The sequence below is a fragment of the Micromonospora globbae genome, from assembly GCF_003610785.1.
In the GTDB taxonomy this organism is placed as follows: Bacteria; Actinomycetota; Actinomycetes; order Mycobacteriales; family Micromonosporaceae; genus Micromonospora; species Micromonospora globbae.
This window is the reverse complement of record NZ_RAQQ01000037.1, coordinates 15,577-31,544: the sequence shown is the minus strand read 5'-3', so window position 1 is coordinate 31,544 and position 15,968 is coordinate 15,577. Positions and strand designations below refer to the sequence as shown.

Sequence of the window (15,968 nt, the reverse complement as noted above, 5' to 3'; positions counted from 1 at the left end):
GAGTCTGTAGTCGTGACCGCCGGCAGCCAGGCCCGGCACAGCGCAGGATCCTCAGCCGAAGCTGAGTCATCTGCGCGGACCCTTCAGGCGAAGAGTTGTAACCCTATTAGGGAGTCTGGAACTGTCATGGCCGCTGATTGGGGCGGTGATGGGCGGTGTGCTGCGCTGATAGGCGCGCCTGGCCGGCGTGGCATCGGTGACGGTGGGCAGCGGTGGTGAAGGCGCGGTGAAGCCGCGGCGGAAGACGCAAGCGAACACCGCTGACTTGCGCCCTGCCGGCAACACGGCGAGGTGGGCGCTTGGCGCCTTCAGGCAGGGCGAGACCCGTGGCGTGCTCGGCCCGCCTGGCCGGTGTCGGCCGTGTCGCGGCGGCTGTCTTTCTTCGGTCGGGACAGCATGTCGATGCGGGCGTCCAGTGCGCTGGGCTGCTGCGGCTGGACTCGCTTTGCGGCGTTGCGCCGGATGGCGGTGGCCGCGCCGAGCACCGGTTTTGGTGGGCGGGTGCGCATGGTGAACGCCGGGGTTTGTCGTCCGTCGACGACGAGGCGGGTAGCGGCGGTGTACGCGCCGAGGTGGGTCAGGTCGTGCTCGTCGAGCTCGGGCAGGGTGTGGCGGGCCAGGACGCGGGCGTCTTCGGGGGCGCAGGAGAAGTAGATCTTGTTGCGGGCGTTCGCGGAGGCGGCGGCGAGGAGGTCTTTCGGGAACTGGGCGAGGTCCTGGTGGGACAGGATGAGGGAGAGCCGGTACTTGCGGGCCTCGGCGAGCATCGTGTCGAGGCTGTTGGCGAGGGTGAGGAAGTTCTGCGCCTCGTCGATGATCAGGGTGGCGTCGCGGCGCTGGTCGGGGGCGAGGCGGGCGCGGGCGGTGGCGGCCTGCCACACCTGTGCCAGGATCAGCGAGCCGAGCAGCTTGCTGGTGTCTTCTCCCAGTTGTCCCTTGGGGATCCTGACCAGGAGAGCGCCGCCGTTGAGGATGTGGCCCATGTCGAAGCTCGACTGGGGGTACTTCATGGTGCGGTTGACGAAGTCGCGTAGCAGGAACGCGCGTAGCCGGGCCAGGACGGGGCCGATGACCTGGGAGCGCAGGGCGGGGTTGAGTTCGTCGTACCACTGCCAGAAGCCGTGTAGTCCGGCCGGGTCGTCGAGGTCGACGGTCATTTCGGCGCGGACCTGCTTGTTGTTCAGCAGCGGCGGGATGTGCTGCAAGGTGACGTTGGCGTGGCGCAGCAGGGTCAGGCACGCGACGCGCATGACGTCGTCCATGCGGGGTCCCCAGGCTTTGGCGAAGATGTTCCCGAAGATCGACACGAGGTTGTCGACCACGAGGTCGGGGTCGTCGCCGGACAGCGGGTTGATCGTGGGAGGGTTGGGCTGGTCGGGGTCGAACAGCACCACCCGGTCGGCGACTGTGTCGGGGAGCCGGTCGAGGATGTCCAGGACCAGGTCGCCGTGGGGGTCGATGACGACGGTGCCGCGTCCGGCGGTGATGTCGTCGACGGCTATGTTGACCAGCAGTGTGGTTTTGCCGCTGCCGGTCGATCCGATCACGTGGGTGTGATACCGCGCATCGGGCACGGACAGGGCGACGCGGTGGCCGCCTACCTGCGCGTCGCCGAGGACTTTCTCGCCGCGCCCGCCGCTGGTCACGGCGACCGGCGCGGGCATGGACTTGGCGCGGGCCCGGTCCAGGCCGGGGACGGCGAGGTCTTGGGGCAGCGCGGCGAGCGCGGCTAGTTCCGGGGTGGAGGTGAGGAACCCGGCGCTGAGGCGCCGCTGCGCGAGCATCGCGGTGGGGTGGGGCATGCGGGCGCGGTGGGTGAGGCGGTTGCGTCCGGAGTAGACGGCGAATGCTGAGGCGATGGTGTCGGCGATGCCGTGCAGGCGGGGACGCTGGTCGGTGTGGGCGCGGCGGGTGTCCTTGGCGACGGCGTAGCGCACGGCGGTTTCCCACAGCGGGTGGGATGTCTTGTCGAGGATGGCGCGCACGTCGCGTTCCACCCCGGGGTCGCGGCGGCCCGCCTGCCCGTGCCGGGTGGTGGTGTGGGTGGGGCGGCCGGGTAGGAACGCCTTGATGAGCCACAGCAGCGGCGCGGCTGGGTTGAGCGTGGGTAGGGCGGTTTTGCCGTCGCGCAGCCGGGTGGCGGCGCGTCGGGCGCGCCGCGCGCGTCGCGCAGGGGCGGGGCGGGCGAGGACTTGCACGCAGGCGTGTTCGTCGGCCTTGAGTTGTGATCCGGCGGACATCACCGCGCGCAGCGGGTCGTGGTGGTGGTCGGTGGCGAGGGGCAGCCATTCGGCGGCGGTGGGCAGCAGGTGCCCGCCGACTGCTGTCGTGTCGTGGGGGATGGGTGGGCTGGGGGTGTGGTGGGTGGTGCAGGCGGCGCCGGGCCAGGCGGCGCGGACGGCGGCTTCGACGGCGCCGGGTGGGACGCTGCCGGGCACCCACACGCTGATCAGCAGCCGCCGGCCGCTCCAGGTGTATTCCCAGGCCAGGTGGGGGCTGCCGTAGCGCAGCCGCAGGTACCGGGAGGGGGTGAGGGTGCCAGCGAGATTGGCCCACAACACCGCGGCGCTGTGCGGATCCACCTCGGGTGGCGGGGCGATCGTGACGAGCCGGGCCCCGTCGGCGTGGTGGCGGTGCCGCCACGCCGCGAGGAGGTTGCGGCCGGCGACGTAGGCGACCAGCACGGCCGCGGCGACGGCGACCAGCCAGGGCCGCTGCACCGTCCACGCGGCGGCATCGAGCAACCACCCGGTCGCCCCGGTCGGCGGGGCGACGCCCATATCCGGGCCGCTCGGGCCGGGCGTGGGTGTGGGGTCGGCGGTGAGGTGGGTGGCGGAGGGAGTCACATGTCCTCCTGATCGTCGAGGTCGGCGAGGTCGCTGGGGCGGGTGGTGCAGAGCTGGTGTTCGGCGTCGGATGCGACCGCTTCGAAGCTGGTCCGGTTGGTGCCCGAGATGAGCAGGCCGGTGCCGACGCGGGCGGCGAGCAGCAGCCGCCGCTCGCCGGCGGTGAGACCGAACGCGTCGCCGATGGCGTCGATGGCCTGCGGTGCTTGTTTGAGCAGGATCTGTGTGGCGGCGTTCGCGACGACGGCCTGCCCGAGGTCGCTGCCGAGCACGTCGGCGACGTCCTGGGTGATCACGGCCAGGCCGGCGTGGCGTTTGCGGGCGGCCTTCGACATGCGGAACAGGAACTTCGCGCCTTCGCCGTCGCGCATCAGCAGCCACGCCTCGTCGACCACCACCAGCCGCCGCACGTGCGGGTGGTCGTGGGTGTCGACCTGCCGCCAGATCGCGTCGAGGGCGAGCAGGGTGCCGACGGCGCGCAGCTCGTCGGGCAGGTGCCGCAGCGACCACACGACCAGATGCCCGTCGGGACGGGTGGTGGTCGGCCCGTCGAACAGGTGCGAGAACGAGCCGTGCACCCACGGTGCGAGGCGGGCGGCGAGCTGCCGCGCGGCGGGGTCGTTTTCGGCGTGCAGGCAGGCGTCGAGGTCGCGCAGCAGCGGGGCGGGCCGGTGGTGGGTGGCCGGATCCGGGGTGATGCCGGCCTGGCGGTAGGCGGAGAGGATCGCACGGTCCAGCGCGGCCCTCTCCGCCGGGGGTGGCTGCTGGCCGAGCAGCACCGCGATGAGGGTGTGCGCGAACAGGCCGCGGCGGGTGAGGACGTCCGGGCGCCGGTCGCCGGTCGGCAGGTCGAACGGGTTGATCTTCACCCCCGGGGCGCCGAGACGCACCACGGTCCCGCCGACCGCGTCGGCCAACCGGAGGTACTCGTCTTCGGGGTCGATGACGGCGACCTGCACCCGCTGGTAGAGGTTGCGCAGGATCTCCAGCTTCACGAAGTACGACTTGCCGGCGCCTGAACGTGCGAGGACGACGGAGTTGTGGTTTTCCTGCGCCCACCGGTCCCACCACACGATGCCCTGCGAGTCCGGGTTCACCCCGTAGAGCACCCCGCCCTGCGTTGGCGGGTCGCCGGGCAGGGGAGCCGGCAGATCCGCGCTGGCGAGCGGGAAGGCGGCGGCGAGGGCGGCGGTGTCCATGGTGCGGCGCATCTGCAGCGAGTCCGTGGCAAGGGGCAGGGTGGTGGTCCAGCCGGCCAGGTGCCGCCAGGTGGCCGGCTGCACCTCGATCAGCGTGGACGCGGCGGCGGCCTTCACCTGGGCGCACGCCTCGAGGAGTTCGGTCTCGGTGCGGGCGTGCACGGTGAGGTAGAGGCCGACGCGGAACAGCTTCGCCGCGCCGCGGGCCAGCCGGGCCGCGAGGTCCGCGGCGTCGTCGGCCGCCGCCTCCACCATCGGGTCGGCCAGTTTGCCGCGTTCGGCATCGGCGCGGCGGGACGATTCGAAGCGGGCGCGCTGATCACGCAGCCGGGCGGCGGCGATCGGGGCGGGCAGCGGGTCGATGTGCAGGGCGAGGTCGAGGCGGCCCGGCCAGGACAACAGGGGTTCGAGCCAGGCGGGGCCGACCTCGGCCGGGTAGCCGGTCACCACCAGGGTGGCGGCGTAACCGTCACCGACCCGCAGGAACCGGGGCGTGACCTCCACCGAGGCGGGGGCGACGGCAGCCGCCAGCTCCTGCGACTGGCGGTGGTGTTCGTTCGCCTGGGGTCGGTCGCGCAGCTTCATACCTGTTCACTCCTTAATCGGTTACGCCTCTGCGGCGCGGGGGAGGTGATGACGGTGTCGGGGGCCGCGAGACCACCGGGTCGGGGTGGCCGGTAGGGGTCGGCGGCGGCAGCGATCGCCGCGGTCACCGCCGCCCCGTCGAGAACGCGGGTGGTCACGCCGAGGCCGGACAGCGCGCGCACCGTGTTCTCGGCGCGCCTGCGGGCCGCGTGGTCGCCCCGCTCGCCGGGGCTGGTGCGGGTGACGATGAGGACCTGCCGGCGCAACGGGTCCCGCCGGGCGGCGAGGTCGTCGAGGAAGCGGGCGTGGTCGGCCGCCGCGTCCGCCAGGGCCGGGTGCGGCAGCTTCCCGGTCGCATGGGCGAGACCTTGGGCGGCGGAGTGCAGGTCCACCGGCTGCGCGGACACGACGATCTGCGTCGCGGTGGACAGGCTGTTGAGCCAGCGGCCGAACACCTCGACAAGGGCCGCCTGCTCATCCGGGGTGCGCAGGGCGAGGTTGACGCTCGTCGCGGCGACCACCGCCGCCCGCCCACCGCCGACGCGGATCTGTCCGCCGTCGTCGATGGCGTCGGCGGGCAGCCGCAGCGGCGCCGGCAGCATCACCCGGCTCTTCGGGGCCTGCACCCACTCCGGTGTTGTCAATGTCGTGTCCGTCGTCGACAACGCCCGCGGCGCCCTCGCATGCGCGACGGCGGCGAGCAGCCACGCATCGAGGGGGAGCCCGTCTCGGCGGCCCACAACGATCCCGAAGACCAGGCCGCCGAGCACCACGGCGGCGCCGACGAGCACCAGCGGCGGCACGAGGTCGTGCAGCACCCGCCAGGCGCCGTAGAAGGCGACAGCGGCGACCGCGAGGATCGCCAGCTGCCGGAACGTCAGCCCGTAGACGACCTTGTCCGGGGCGTCCACGTCAGCGGGAACCCGTGCCCTATACAGCCCGTCAGTTGCGTCGGGTTTCGGACTCATTGGTGATCACTCATCCTTTCCATCCGTTGAGGGGGCAGAGCCTGGTTGTGCTGTTTACGCAGCGCAGGCGGCATGGTCTGTTCTTCGTGTGTGAGGTCGAGGGGAGGCGGCGCATCACGGTGGCGCAGGACTGGACCGACCGTGGTGTGCCGGCGTCGTCGGATCGGCTGGCGGTGGAGGGTTTGTCGGCGGCGCGGGCGCTGATCGACAAGATCGATCCAGCGTCGGTGGTGACGGATTCCCATGAACAGGCTCCTGACAGTGATGGGTGTGATGGCAGACCAAGTGGGCCGGGAAGGGGGACAGTTGAGCGGGTGGGACGTTCGCCAGGCCGTGATGGTCGTGGCGAACATGGTCGAGTCGCTGCTGCACGGAGCCGGCGATGAACCCGACCTCGAAGATCACGGCGAGTCACCTGTCCCGGCTGGCGATCGTCTATGTGCGGCAGTCGACGTCGGCGCAGGTGCGGCAGAACACCGAGTCGACGCAGCGCCAGTACGCGCTGGCGTCGACCGCCGCCGAGCTCGGGTGGCTGGCCGAGCAGATCGTCATCGTCGACGCCGACCTGGGCGTGTCCGGGCGGTTCGGGTCCGAGCGGGAGGGCTACCGGGAGATCGTGGCCCGGTTGTGCATGGGGGAGGTCGGCGCGGTGTTCGGCCTGGAGGTGTCCCGGCTGGGCCGCTCGAACGCCGACCTGACGAGGTTGATGGAGCTGGCGCGGCTGACCGACACGCTGCTGATCGACACCGACGGCGTGTACGACCTGGCCAACGTCAACGACCGGATTCTGCTGGGCCTCAAGGGCCAGATGTCGGAGATCGAGCTGCACTTCCTGCTCGGTCGGTTGCACGGGGCGAAGGTGGCCGCGGCGCACCGTGGAGAGCTGCGCCATCCGTTGCCGGTCGGGTACGTCTACGACGAGGACGGCCAGATCGTCAAAGACCCCGACGAGCAGGTCCGCCGCGCCGTGGAGGACCTGTTCGCGGAGTTCCAGCGGACGGGCTCGGCGTTGAAGACTGTCCGCGCGTTCCACGAAACGGGGCGGTTGTTCCCGCAGCGGGCCTGGGCCGGGGCGTGGGCGGGGACGATCAAGTGGGGCAAGCTCACCCACGCTCGGGTAGCGCAGGCGCTGAAGAACCCGACCTATGCCGGTGTCTACACCTTCGGCAAGACCCGCGAAGTACGGCGGGTGCTGCCCGACGGCACGGTGAGCTCCACCCGCCGACGCCGGGCACGAGAAGACTGGGCGGTCCTGATTCAGGATCACCACGAGGGGTATGTGACCTGGGCGGAGTTCCTGGCCACGGAGGCCAAGCTCGCGGCGAACAACACCGGGCGCGGGGCCCGGCCGGTGCGGGAAGGCACCGCCCTGTGTCAGGGCATCATCCTGTGTGGTACCTGCGGAGGGCGGGTCGGGACCCGCTGCAGCCGCAAGGACAGCAAGGTGACCTACCTGTGTGCCGAGCCCACCGCCGGCTGCCGGACCGTCATCGCCGACACCGTCGACGACGCGGTCGCCGCGTTGCTGCTGAAAACCGTGACCCCGCAACAGATCCAGGTCGCGTTAGCCGCCGCGGATGAGGTCGCCGACCGGCAGGTGCGCACCCACAGGGCCGCTGAACTGGCCGTGGAACGGGCCCGCTACGAGGCCGACCGCGCCGAACGCGCCTTCGGCCAGGTCGAGCCGGAAAACCGTTTGGTGGCAAAGACATTGGAGTCGCGGTGGGAGGCCAAACTCGCCGCTCTCGCCGAGGCGGAGGCCGCGCTGGCGACCGCCCGCGCGGTCAAACCGCCGGTGCCGGACCACGACGCACTGCGCGCCCTGGCCGCCGATCTGCCCCGGCTGTGGGATGCGCCGACCACCAGTCCACGTGACCGCAAGCGCCTGCTACGCACGCTGATCGCCGACGTCACGCTCCTGCTAGAGCAGGATTCCGACATCGTTCGGATCGGCGTGCGCTGGCACACCGGCGCCACCGACGAGCTCGTCGTGCAACGGCGCGGGCCCGGCCGCACTCCGCCCGAGGCACTGGAGATCATCCGCAAGCATGGTGCCACCCACAGCAACGTGCAGATCGCCAAGATGCTCAACGACGCCGGCCTGCGGACCGGCAAGAACCTGCGCTTCACCCCTCGCCACGTCGCGGGGGTGCGCGGCATCTACAAGATCTTCACGTCGCGGACGATGGCCGTGCGGGACGGGGAGATCAGCGTCAAACAGGCCGCCCAGCTGCTGGGCATCCCCGCCGACGCGATCTACAACTGGCTGCGCCACGGGCAGGTCCCCGCCCACAGCCGCGCGAGACGCTGGTGCATCCCCTGGGACTCCGCGACGCAGGAGGTCTACCGGAAGAAGGTCGCGGGCTCGTTCCGGCTCAAGCCGAACCCGCCCGTGGCCGCCACCGGCGATGCCGGCAGCTAGCTCGTGCGCGGGGCCGGGTGTGTCACGCCCAGGCTCGTCGCGGCCTGGAACATCTCGACCCAATGGCCGACGCCATCGCCGTACGGCTGCTCACGCAGGCCCCTGCGGCTCGACCCTGGCCTACGAGATCGCGTTCCTCGTACGTACTCTGCCGTTCTGCTCACCATCGGGCAGCCGTCGACGACCCGCATCGGACGCCACTAGATGATTGAGTCCGAAGTCCGGGGCTGTACGGCAGCGTGGGCTTGACTCGGACGCGGCGAAGGGTATCGCGTACGACCATTGACCAGCCCGAACTTCGGACTCAATCATCTAAAGTCTGGCCGAGCTGGTCTACCTGGGACTGGAGTTCCAGAGATCCTTCGCGCCTCGAACACCCCCGCGGGGTCGGATGCGACGCCGCGCACGTCAGCACATCCCGTCGGCGCGACCTGCTCGGCCGGCCGGTGGAGCAGGTCGCGCAGGCACCGGACCGGACCATCCTCCACCATCCGGCGGACTGGACGCACCGTCCGGCCCACTCGCAGATCGACGGATCACCGATACCCGGTACGGCCTTCGTCGACAACGCTGGGCGTGATGGCCGCGCCGACTGCGCCTCCCGAAGGCTCCTCTACCGAGATAGCCCACGCTGGCGCCTACTGTCCTGGACAGCCGGTATGGGTGTACCGCAATGCATGGCAGCCCGGAGTAGTTCTTGACGCATCTCCGCGCGCGGTGCTGGTCCGCTACCGCTACTACGGACGGGCACTCGGCGTCGACACTGTTCTGCCCTATCAGGTGGCTCCACGCGACGAAGCGGACCCACTCATCGATGGCACCACCCCTTGAACCGCCGGATGTCACGCCGAACACGGGTCGGCCGACGCGGATAGCACCGCCTTTTCCATGTTCGCTGGCGGGCGAAGAGAGACGCGGGGCAGGTTGGCATGCCGTTCAAGGTGCGCTTGACGCATCCGTCGGCGTCACGGTCGGTCGTGGGCGGTTCACGTGGTGGTGGCGAGGAGTTGTTCGCTGAGGGTTTGGTTGAGTTTTCTCAGCTGTTGTGAGGTTTCCGTCTTTTCGATGAGGTTCTTGAGGAGGCACTGGGTGCAGGTCACGGCGGCGATGGCGGTGGCCCAGTCGGTGAGGTGTTCGTAGCCGGCGATGGCGAGCTTGGTGATGCGTTGGGCGGCGTTGAGAGCGAACAGGTCACGGACGGCGTCGTTGTGGGGGGTGCGGAGGAAGACTTGGAAGTCGTCCTGGACTCCGCGGATGGGCGCGGATCGGGTGCGCAGGGGTGCGGTGCCGAGGTGGCGCAGGCAGGTGTCGATCCGATCGGAGTGGCGCTCGCTGGCGTGGGCCATGTCCTCGATGATGCGTTTGAGCGTGCTGTCCTGGATGCGGGTGCCGATCAGGAGACCGAGAATGGACCGCGCCTGGTGTTCCAGGTCCTGTATGGCCGCGAGCTCGTAGAAGAAGATCTCGTTGGCGGTCTTCACCGCTTCACCCTCCTTTGGCCGGTGCCGGCCCTTTCATCAGCTGCGGGAGGCGCTGTCTCGTTCGTTGTGGTTGGTGTCCGGTCGTCGGCGGCCGAGGGCGTCTACGACTCCCCACCGGCCGGGGATGTCCAGCAGTTCGATGCGGTTGATGCTGTCGGGGAGCGCCGGGTCGACGACGAGATGGTCACCGTGGGGTTGCAGGCCGAGCATCACCCGTATGAGCAGCAGCGGCGTTCCGGCGGACCACGCCTGCGGGCTGCAGGCGGTGGGGTACTGCACGGGGTACTTCGTTCGTTTCCGATCGTATCCGGCGAACGCCTCCGGAAGGCGGCCTTGGAAGTATCGGGCGGCGTCGAGCATCGCCTGGCAGACGATGGCGGCTTCCTCCCGGAACCCGTACCGCCACAGGCCCCAGGCGATGATCGAGTTGTCGAACGGCCATACCGTCCCGACGTGGTATCCGAGGTGGTTGTAGCGGCCGTTGCCGGTGGCGAGGGTACGGATTCCCCAGCCGGAGAACAGCCGCGGCCCGAGCAGGTGGCCGACGATGTCGGCGGCCCGCTGCTGGTCGACGATGCCGCTCCAGAGCAGATGCCCGATGTTGGAGGACAGGGCATCGACCTGCCCGCCCTCGGCGTCCAGGGCCAGGGCGTAGTACCGTCCGTCGCCGACCCAGAAGTCGCGGTTGAACCGGTCCTTGAGCTCGGCCGCCTCGTGTTCCAGCCGCTGCGCGTAGGCGGGGTCGTCCCACAGCAGCCGGGCGAGCCGGGCGCCGCGCATCTTCGCGTCGTAGGCGTACCCCTGCAACTCGCAGGTGGCTCTCGGGAAGCCGGGCAGCCGGCCGTCGGCGTAGGAGATCGAGTCCCAGGAGTCCTTCCAGCACTGATTCTGCAATCCTGTCTCGGGGTTGCGCGTCTGGTACCACACGTATCCGGTGCCGAGCAGGTCGCCGTAGGTGTCGATCCAGTCGAGTGCCGCGCGGGCCTCCATCTCGAAACGTTTCGCAAGCGTGTCGTCGCCGGTCCACCGGTGGTACTCGTCGAGAAGGATCACGAACAGCATCGTCGAGTCGGCGGAGCCGAAGTAGGGCGAGTGCGGTTGTTCTTCGAAGCCCGCTGACTCTCCGTAGCGCAGTTCGTGCAGGATCTTGCCGGGCTCCTCGTCGCGGAAGTCATCGAAACGGGACCCTTGGGCCAGTGCCAGCGCGGTGATGGTCGGCGGCGTGAGACGCGGCAGGAAGGGCAGGGACTGCAGGCAGGTGAACATGCTGTCGCGGCCGAACAGGGTCATGAACCACGGCAGGCCAGCGGCGACCAGGTGAGTGGCGGTGCTGACCGAGGTGTACCGCAACGCGGCGAGGTCGGTGAGGCTTCGACGGTAGGTGGACGTGAGCGTCTCGCTGTCGCTGACCAGCCGCGGTGTGGCATCCAGCCATCTGGTCAGCGCCTCGGCGATCTGCGCCGCGGACCGGGGACGGTGCAGACGCAGGCTGTCCCGGAAGTCCCGCCCCTGCGCGCCCAGGATGTTCGTCGCCACATGGAAACGGGTGCACCACTCCGCGTGCGCGGGAACCTGAATCCGGAAAGTCATGCCGTGCTCATCGACATCGCCGGCCACGCTGCTAGACACCACCGTCTGGCGTTCGAAGCTGCCCCGACGGTAGGTGAAACACAGCAGGCCGTCGCGGACGGTGACGGTGACCGGCGCGACCTTGCGGGTCGGGTTCTTGATCTCGAACAAGTCCGCGAAATCCGCGCCCATCTCGACCCTGACCACCAGTTCCGCCGGCTCGTTGCCCTCGTTGAGCACCGCGAGATCCTCATCGAAGCTCCCGCCGATCGTGCGGTGACGGATCACGGAGATGTCGGTGTCCACGTAGTGGGTCGGCTCACCGGGCACCAGGAAGAACCGGCTCTCGTAGTACTGCAGGTCATCCACTGACAACGCGGTGAGCCGGCCACCGTCGATGGTCAACTGCCAGGTGGACAAGAAGCGGGTGTCGTAGGAGAACAAGCCCGTGGGAAAGGCCGGCGAGGGATCCACATCCCCCTGCCGGTCGCTGACCAGAAACGTGTTGCCGTCAAGAATGTTGACCAACGGCTTCATGCCCGCTCCGCTGGTGTGCTGCGGGCGACGGTCTCGTCCATCCGCTCCCGCCAACGACTGCCACCGACCACGTCCCTCGGGTCACCCGACCCTGGCGCGGAGGGAAAAAACCGCCTGAACACCAACAACAGCGCGACTTCCCCCACCACCGTCGCCTCGTTACGCAGCAACGCGGCGATCAACTGATCACCACCCGTGATCAAGTCGTGGAACAGGCCAGCCGACAGCACCACCGTGGCATCGGCCGGCTCGCTGCCCCTGTCCACGACGACACCCCGGTCACGCATCGCCACCCGCCAGAACTCCCCGCCGTCACCCACCTCCACCTTGATCAACACCACGCCGGCGGCCCAGCAGGGAAGCACCCGCCCCGCCCGAGACGACAGAGACCGGAAAAACGTCTCCCGCTCCCGCGTGAGCTCCCGTCCCGAGGGCGACATGACCCCATCGTAGGCGCGACACGAGCCACCACCCGGACGAACGCCGAACCCACACGACACGAAACGAGCCTCAGCCCCGTCAACAACACCCGTGCGTATGCCCGGGGCTGTCTCGCCAACGGTCCCTCCCCGCAACTGTGGTGATTCACTCGTTAGCGCGCCGACCCGATGTGCGTCCACCCGCACGAGTACGGGTGGTTCACAGTGAAGCCGACACGCGAACTATTGGCGCCACAGTGATCCGGCACCTGGCCACCAAGGGCCTGTCTCGCTAACGGCTCTGTCTTTGGCAGCGACGCGCCCCACCCCGGTCACACAGTCAAGATCACCAACAGCATCCGGACTTCGTGCCGGAGCCAGATTCAACTGACCGTTGACAGGCCGCCGCTTGACGAACCCATAGGGACACCCCCGGTTCAACGGGAATGTCCGGCCGGAAGCGAAGCGGCGTATGCGGGCTCTCGTCGGCGCAGAATCCGGACCCCTATAACGGAGGGTACGGGTTCTCGTCCCCGCAACTGTGGTGATTCGCTCGTTAGCGCGACGTCCCGATGTACCTCCACCCGCACGAGTGCGGATGGTTCACAGTGAAGCCGACGACGCGAACTTTGAAAGGAGCGCGATGACCACCACGACGATGGCCCGGACGGATGAGCAGTTGCAGCGGGATGTGCTGGCCGAGATGCATTGGGACGCCCGCGTCCACCCGAACGAGATCGGCGTGTCTGCCAAGGACGGTGTGGTGACCCTGACCGGATGGGTGGACTCGTACGTGAAGAAGTGGGCGGCCGAGGAGGCGGCGCACCGGGTGCGGGGCGTGAAGGCGGTCGCCAACGACCTCGAAGTGCGGCTACCGACCGCGGCGGAACGCACCGACGCGGACCTGGCGGCCGCAGCGACCCGGGCCCTGGAATGGGACGCGCTGGTGCCGAGCCAGAACATCCACGTCACCGTCACCAAGGGCTGGGTGACCCTCAGTGGCGAGGTCGAGTGGGAATTCCAGCGGCGCTCCGCGAAGCGGGCGGTACGGCGTCTGTCGGGAGTACGGGGAGTCACGAATCAGATCTCACTGCGACCCCGGGTCAAGGTGGACGTGGCGGCGGCGCGAGACAGGATCGAAGAGGCTCTCATCCGCGCCGTGGACACGCCCGGCGAACGGCTGAGCGTGACCATCGAGGGCGACAAGGTCGTCCTGACCGGCGTGGTCCGGTCCTGGCGCGAACGCGAAGAAGCCGCACGGGTCGCCTGGTCAACGCCCGGCGTGATGTCGGTGGAGAACCGGATCGTTGTCATGCCCGACGCCTGACGACGACGGCGCCCTGCAGTTCGGCCCGGTGGTGGTGAGTGACTGTGGACGACTTCGCCCGACGGCGTGGACACCGACCGGTACGCCATCGTGCTGATCGACATGCACACCCGCCGCCCGTCGATGTCCTGCCCGACCGCACCGCCGACACCCTCGCAGCCTAATGCTGAAGTCAAGCCGCGAGAGCGTGATCGATTCGGTAGGGCTGTCGGGTACGCAGGATGGCGTGCAGGACGTTGATGCGTCGGCGGGCCAGGGCGATGAGAGCCTGGTGGTGTCGTTTTCCTTCGGCCCGTTTGCGGTCGTAGAAGGCGCGGCTGGTCGTATCGCGTTGCAGGGCGCAGAACGCGGACTGGTAGAAGATCCGTTTGAGGATCTTGTCGCCGCCGGTGGCCCGGCGCAGGTAGTGCACCTTGCCGGACTGGTGCAGCACGGGCGCCAGGCCGGCGGCCGAGGCGAGCTGGTCGCCGGTGGCGAAGCGTGTGATGCCGCCTGCCACGGCGAGGAACTCGGCGGTCAGGGTGGCCCCCATCCCGGGCAGGGTCTGGATGAGGGCCGCGTCAGGGTGCCGGTCGAGGACCTGGGTGATGCGTTTGTCCAGCTCGGCGATTTTGGTGCGGCTGGTCAGCGCTTCATCGGCCAGATCACGGACCAAATCGGCGGCGACGGTCTCGCCGGGCACGGCGACGTGCTGGCCATGGGCGGCGGTCAGGGCCGCCTCGACGAGGGTGTCGATGCTGGTGGCTCGCAGGCCGCCGACGTGGCGCAGGTACTCGCTGATGCGCCGGCGCCCGGCCCGGCGGATCTGCGTCGGGGTGACGTAGCGGGCCAGCAGCGCGAGGTCGGCCTTGTTCGTGGCGTCGATCCTGCGTTCCAGGCCGGGATGGATCGAGGCGAGCAGATCGCGCAGCCGGCCCAGGCGCCGGGTCTGGTCGACCACCAGCTCGCGGCGGCGGCCGACCAGCAGCCGCAGCTCGGCGTCGGCCTCGCCCGTCGGGGTCACTTCCCGCAGTTCCTCGCCGCGCAGCCGGATCTGATCGGCGATCACCTTCGCGTCACGGGGATCGGACTTGTGCTCCCCGCCGCGGGTGCCGCGACGGGCCCTGTTGACCGCCAGCCCTGGCACGTGCACCAGCCGCAGCCCGGCATCCAGCAGCATCGCTTGCAGCAGGGCCGCAATGCCGCCAAGCACGTCGATGGCGACCGTGGCCGGCCCGTGTCCAGTCTCGGCCGTACGGACCTGGTCGATGAATTCCTGGATAGCCGCTGGGTCGTTGTCGACCTTCCGGCTGGCCAGGACCTTGCCTGTCTCGGCGTGCACGAGCGCGGCCCAGTGGAACTCCTTGGCCACGTCCACACCCACCGCTACGGCCATGCGACTCCCTTCTCCCGCAGTGCGCATCGCGAGCTCTTCCCGCCGTCAACGCCCTACACAGCGATCGGGTCGCAGAGCCCAATCAGCAGTCAGGAAGAGCAGACGAGACCGGCGGCAATGCGAGGGTCGCCATGATCGGCAGCCAGCCTGAAAGCCATACCGGCCCCGTCCGCGACTGTCCGTACCGATACCACGGCCGGACCCACTCAAGAAGGTAGGGCCGCCTGACTGCGCGAGCACCCCCCGACGTCGAGATCATCTGCCGGGATCGAGGCGGCAGTTTCGCCGAGGGCGCCCGCAAGGGGCACCGGACGCGATTCAGGCCGCCGACCGGTGGCACCACCTGCTGAAGAACCTCAGCGACACCGTCGAGAAGATCGTCTGCGGGCACCGACAGTGTCTGCGCACACACACCGATACTATACCCGCCCTGGCCACGCCGGCGGCGGTTGAACCGGCCCGGACGGGACGACGGGCCCACCCAGAAAACGATCACTCATCGCGTACGACCATTGACCAGCCCGAACTTCGGACTCAATCATCTAGTGCTCGGTGGTACGCGTTCGCCGCCCGCTTGGTAGCAGCGTCATGCACTTCCGTGCCTAGGTCGGCTGTCGGCCTGGGGCAGCAGGCAGTCGGCTGGCTTGACCGGCGGCGCAGGGCGTTCGCGGCTAACCAGGCCGCGGCGGCGACTGCGGCGCCGGCGCCGAGGGCGACACCGCCCTGGGTGAAAGCGCCGATCCCGCCGAGGGCTCCGGTGAGGATGAGTAGGTGGGTGGTGCAGCAGGCTGTCATGGCGGCCACGCCGCCGACGGCTGCGGCCGTCGGGGCGGTGGAGGGTCTGTTGTGCGTCGTCATCGGGTGCCGTCTTCGGGGCTGGGGGTGATGCGTATGCAGGCGGCCAGGGCGGCGGCGTTGTCGGCTGCGAGGGAGCGGGCTTGCAGGATAAGGTCGGCGACGCGGGGGTCGGTGACGGTGTAGAAGGTGCGCCGGCCGTCGCGGCGGGCGGTGACGTAGCCGCAGTCGGCCAGGCAGGCCAGGTGGGTGGAGACCCGGCCCTGGGCCAGGCCGACGTGCGTGACGCATTCGCCGACGGTGTGCTCGCCGTGGAGCAGGAACTCCAGCAGCCGCAGCCGGGTCGGGTCACCCAGGGCGCGGAAGAACTTGGCGACCATCTCCACCCCGCTGGCCTCGTTGGGCAGCAGGATGATCCGATCGCGTGACTCTTGACCCACCAAAC

11 protein-coding genes are annotated in these 15,968 nt (G+C 69.5%); 3 read left to right on the top strand and 8 right to left on the bottom strand.

Features of this window, described 5'->3' with window-relative positions; translation table 11 throughout:
* Positions 1-308: 308 nt before the first annotated feature.
* The 3 genes from D7I43_RS30335 to D7I43_RS30325 form a co-directional block, all read right to left on the bottom strand.
* The gene (locus tag D7I43_RS30335) at positions 309-2,780 is read right to left on the bottom strand and encodes a DUF8128 domain-containing protein (RefSeq protein WP_120332003.1); all 2,472 of its coding nucleotides are present in this window, start codon (positions 2,778-2,780) and stop codon (positions 309-311) included.
* A 62-nt stretch (positions 2,781-2,842) separates the two neighbouring features.
* Positions 2,843-4,630 carry a VirB4 family type IV secretion system protein gene (locus D7I43_RS30330; RefSeq protein WP_120332002.1) on the bottom strand — a complete coding sequence of 596 codons (1,788 nt, stop codon included), beginning with the start codon at positions 4,628-4,630 and terminating at the stop codon, positions 2,843-2,845.
* Positions 4,627-5,598, bottom strand: coding sequence for a PrgI family protein (locus D7I43_RS30325; protein WP_120332001.1), 972 nt, complete (start codon positions 5,596-5,598; stop codon positions 4,627-4,629). Before D7I43_RS30325 ends, D7I43_RS30330 begins: the two co-directional genes overlap by 4 nt.
* Between D7I43_RS30325 and D7I43_RS34480 the strand changes: the two genes are divergently transcribed.
* Positions 5,556-5,984, top strand: coding sequence for a DUF5372 family protein (locus tag D7I43_RS34480; protein WP_363664000.1), 429 nt, complete (start codon positions 5,556-5,558; stop codon positions 5,982-5,984). The genes D7I43_RS30325 and D7I43_RS34480 overlap by 43 nt on opposite strands.
* Positions 5,981-8,020: a recombinase family protein gene (locus D7I43_RS30320; protein WP_120332000.1), complete on the top strand. Its 2,040-nt coding sequence runs from the start codon at positions 5,981-5,983 to the stop codon at positions 8,018-8,020. The genes D7I43_RS34480 and D7I43_RS30320 overlap by 4 nt, the downstream gene beginning before the upstream one ends.
* Positions 8,021-9,006: 986 nt before the next feature.
* Here the strand turns inward: D7I43_RS30320 and D7I43_RS30315 are convergent.
* From D7I43_RS30315 to D7I43_RS30305, 3 genes are read right to left on the bottom strand one after another with little or no spacing between them, the layout of a single operon-like run.
* Entirely contained in the window at positions 9,007-9,501 is a 495-nt protein-coding gene (locus D7I43_RS30315; RefSeq protein WP_120331999.1) for a YciE/YciF ferroxidase family protein, read from the bottom strand.
* A 36-nt stretch (positions 9,502-9,537) separates the two neighbouring features.
* Complete coding sequence (locus tag D7I43_RS30310; RefSeq protein WP_120331998.1) at positions 9,538-11,607, bottom strand: amylo-alpha-1,6-glucosidase; 2,070 nt, start codon at positions 11,605-11,607, stop codon at positions 9,538-9,540.
* The gene (locus tag D7I43_RS30305) at positions 11,604-12,047 is read right to left on the bottom strand and encodes an SCP2 sterol-binding domain-containing protein (RefSeq protein WP_120331997.1); all 444 of its coding nucleotides are present in this window, start codon (positions 12,045-12,047) and stop codon (positions 11,604-11,606) included. The genes D7I43_RS30310 and D7I43_RS30305 overlap by 4 nt, the downstream gene beginning before the upstream one ends.
* A gap of 622 nt (positions 12,048-12,669) precedes the next feature.
* Between D7I43_RS30305 and D7I43_RS30300 the strand changes: the two genes are divergently transcribed.
* Positions 12,670-13,353 carry a BON domain-containing protein gene (locus D7I43_RS30300; protein WP_013731290.1) on the top strand — a complete coding sequence of 228 codons (684 nt, stop codon included), beginning with the start codon at positions 12,670-12,672 and terminating at the stop codon, positions 13,351-13,353.
* A 172-nt stretch (positions 13,354-13,525) separates the two neighbouring features.
* Here D7I43_RS30300 and D7I43_RS30295 read toward each other — a convergent pair whose 3' ends face one another.
* Together D7I43_RS30295 and D7I43_RS30285 are read right to left on the bottom strand one after the other, a co-directional pair.
* Positions 13,526-14,704 carry an IS110 family RNA-guided transposase gene (locus tag D7I43_RS30295; protein ID WP_204985318.1) on the bottom strand — a complete coding sequence of 393 codons (1,179 nt, stop codon included), beginning with the start codon at positions 14,702-14,704 and terminating at the stop codon, positions 13,526-13,528.
* 878 nt (positions 14,705-15,582) lie between these two features.
* A complete protein-coding gene (locus D7I43_RS30285) occupies positions 15,583-15,963 on the bottom strand; it encodes an ArsR/SmtB family transcription factor (RefSeq protein WP_240033269.1) in 381 nt (126 codons plus the stop codon).
* Between the last annotated feature and the right edge of the window lie 5 nt (positions 15,964-15,968).